This window comes from uncultured Veillonella sp. (assembly GCF_934190855.1).
Classification (GTDB): Bacteria; Bacillota; Negativicutes; order Veillonellales; family Veillonellaceae; genus Veillonella.
In genome coordinates, this window is the sequence record NZ_CAKPTN010000195.1 from 1 (window position 1) to 2,833 (window position 2,833).

The window sequence follows — 2,833 nt, forward strand, 5'->3', positions numbered from 1 at the left end:
ATCATAGCCATTGCGTTTCGCATTTTCACGAGCATTGATAATGGCGGGTTCTACGATTTCAATACCTATTACATGTTTAGCTTTATGGGCCAAAAACAATGAAATGGTCCCCGTACCACAGTACGCATCAATAACTGTTTCATCCCCTTTAAGGTCCGCATAAGCTAATGCTTGGTCATACAGTACTGTAGTTTGTTCTGGATTCACTTGGAAGAAGGAGTGTGGAGATAAGGTAAACCTTAAATCCTTAATGTGATCTGTAATCGTCCCATCCCCATAGAGAATATTATTTTTAGGTCCTAATATAACATTAGTTCGCTTACCATTTACGTTATGAACAATAGTTTCTACTTGAGGAATTCGTTCTGTTAATTTATCTACCCACTTTTCTTGGTGTGGTAAGTAATCTGTAGCAGTTACAAGGATAATCATCCATCCAGATTGTCCAATACGACCGATTACATGGCGTAGTATACCTTTGCCGGTATGTTCATCATACGGTTCAATATCAAATTCTTTAGCGATTTGGTAACACGCTTGAGCAATGATATTATTCCCTTCATCTTGAATAGGACAGTTTGTACCTTGTACGATATCGTGAGATCCCATCGCATAGAATCCCATTTGAATATCGCCTTTAGTACCGCCTACAGGCATTTGCATCTTATTGCGATATGCCCATGGTTCTTTAGGTCCTAATGTAGGCTTAACAAGGTCTGGATTTTGATGACCAATACGCTCGATAACGTCCTTTACCTTTTGTGTTTTTAGTGAAAGCTGTCCTTCATAGGTAATGTGCTGTAGTTGGCAACCTCCACAGAATCCATAAAGATCACAACTTGCATCGATACGATTGGGAGCCATCGTAATAATTTCTAAGAGGCGCCCTGTAGCATAGGTTTTTTTAACCATATCAATAGCTACTTTCACAGTTTCTCCAGGTAAGGCAAAAGGCACAAATACAGTAAAGTCATCTACACGACCTACCCCTTCACCGCTGCTACCGATGCCATGAATAGTTACCAATACTTCATCACCAAACTTAACAGGCGCATTTAAAATAGCCTGTTGTTTTTTAGATAATTGGCCGTTTATAGCTTGCTGTGAATTAGAGCGATTACTTCTTCTATGTTGTTTAGATTGTTTTTTACGAGATGTACGATTAGTACCGTTCATTACGCGTCTCTTTTCTTCCAAATTTTAATCATACCTGTCACAATAAGAACGAAGAATACAGTGCCGAATTTAACGAGTAATTCTTCACCTTGAATATATGGCATAAGAAGTGGATCTTCCACAATCATTTCGCCTGCAACCCAGCCAAGGAGTGCACCACCAGCCCAAAGAATGGCAGGGAATTTATTGATGATACGAGCAAATAATGTAGAGCAAAATACGATAATTGGAACAGTAATTAACATACCTGCAATAACAAGCTCTAAATGACCTCTAGCAGCCCCTACTACACCGATGACATTATCAATACTCATCATAGCGTCAGCTACAATAATCGTCCAAATGGCACCCATTAATGAATTCTTAGCTTCGATATGTGCATCTTCATCGCCACCTTTTAATAATTGAATGGCAATCCATACAAGTACAAGGCCACCACCTAAGTGAATAAGAGGAATTAAAGTAAGAGCCTCTACTAAAAGAGTAGCAAATACAAGGCGCATTACAATGGCACCTACTGTACCCCAAATCACGGCTTTCTTTTGTAGTTCTGGAGCTAGCTTACCTGCTGCCATACCAATTACTACAGCATTATCACCAGCCAGCAAAATATCAATTAAAATAATCTTACCAATGGTTACCCACGTGGCAACTTCTAAAAATTCCATTCTGTACGTACCTCAATTCAGTCTACTAATTCAATAACTATACCTTACCTATACCATAATTTTTCTATTTTCTCACCAACAAAGAGAGGTATGAGTTTACATAAAAAAATCTCTCCTCCTATGATTAGGAGAAGAGATATATTCTATTATTTTTTGAGCTTTTTAGCTACCAAAGATGCCCCTACTACGAGTATTACTGCAGCAATTTTGATGAATAGTGCATATGGTTCAACACTATGAGCAATCAATGTATCCTCTACTGCCATACCAGCACCTACCCAGCCAAGGATACCGCCGCCAACGTATAGGATAATTGGGAAGCGTTCGATGACTTTCACAAATAAAGTACTGCCATAAATGATGATTGGTACAGTTATGAGCATACCAATAGCTACCATTGTCATATGACCACCTGCAGCACCAACTACACCGATAACATTATCGATACCCATGATGCCGTCAGCAATAACAATAGTTGTAATGGCTGCGCGTAAATTATCCTTAGCTTCGATATTATGCTCGCTTTCATCATCAGCAACCAGCTTGTATCCAATCCATAAGAGGAGGATACCACCTATTAAACGAAGTGCAGGAATATTGTTCAATGCCTCTACAAATAGGAATGCCATAACAAGGCGTAAAATAATGGCACCGGCTGTGCCCCAGAAGATAGCTTTCTTCTGTAAATGTGCTGGCAAGTTACGAGCTGCCATACCAATTACAATGGCATTGTCACCAGCAAGTAAGATGTCGATAACGATGATCTGAAGCATCGCTAATAAACCTTGTACAGATAAGATGTCCAATGTATCCTCCTTAGAATATAACTATAGTATATATATTATAATCGATATAGTTCAGTAGTGTAAAATTCAATTTGTAAAATATATATTCATTTTTAGCATACTCCATTCATATTAATATGAGAAGCATAACACTACAAATGGAAGTTCTAGGATATAAAAAATCATTAATTATAGATTCATAAT

General features: G+C 38.2%; 3 protein-coding genes. All 3 read right to left on the reverse strand.

The window, feature by feature from the left end; translation table 11 throughout:
• Positions 1-1,176 (reverse strand): 23S rRNA (uracil(1939)-C(5))-methyltransferase RlmD (rlmD, locus tag Q0F90_RS08620; RefSeq protein WP_296004784.1); only part of this gene is annotated, 1,176 nt, incomplete at its 3' end.
• Complete coding sequence (locus Q0F90_RS08625) at positions 1,176-1,844, reverse strand: TerC family protein (protein WP_005386950.1); 669 nt, start codon at positions 1,842-1,844, stop codon at positions 1,176-1,178. The genes Q0F90_RS08625 and rlmD, both read right to left, overlap by 1 nt.
• Before the next feature lie 146 nt (positions 1,845-1,990).
• Positions 1,991-2,650 carry a TerC family protein gene (locus Q0F90_RS08630; RefSeq protein ID WP_129822919.1) on the reverse strand — a complete coding sequence of 220 codons (660 nt, stop codon included), beginning with the start codon at positions 2,648-2,650 and terminating at the stop codon, positions 1,991-1,993.
• Positions 2,651-2,833: the final 183 nt, after the last annotated feature.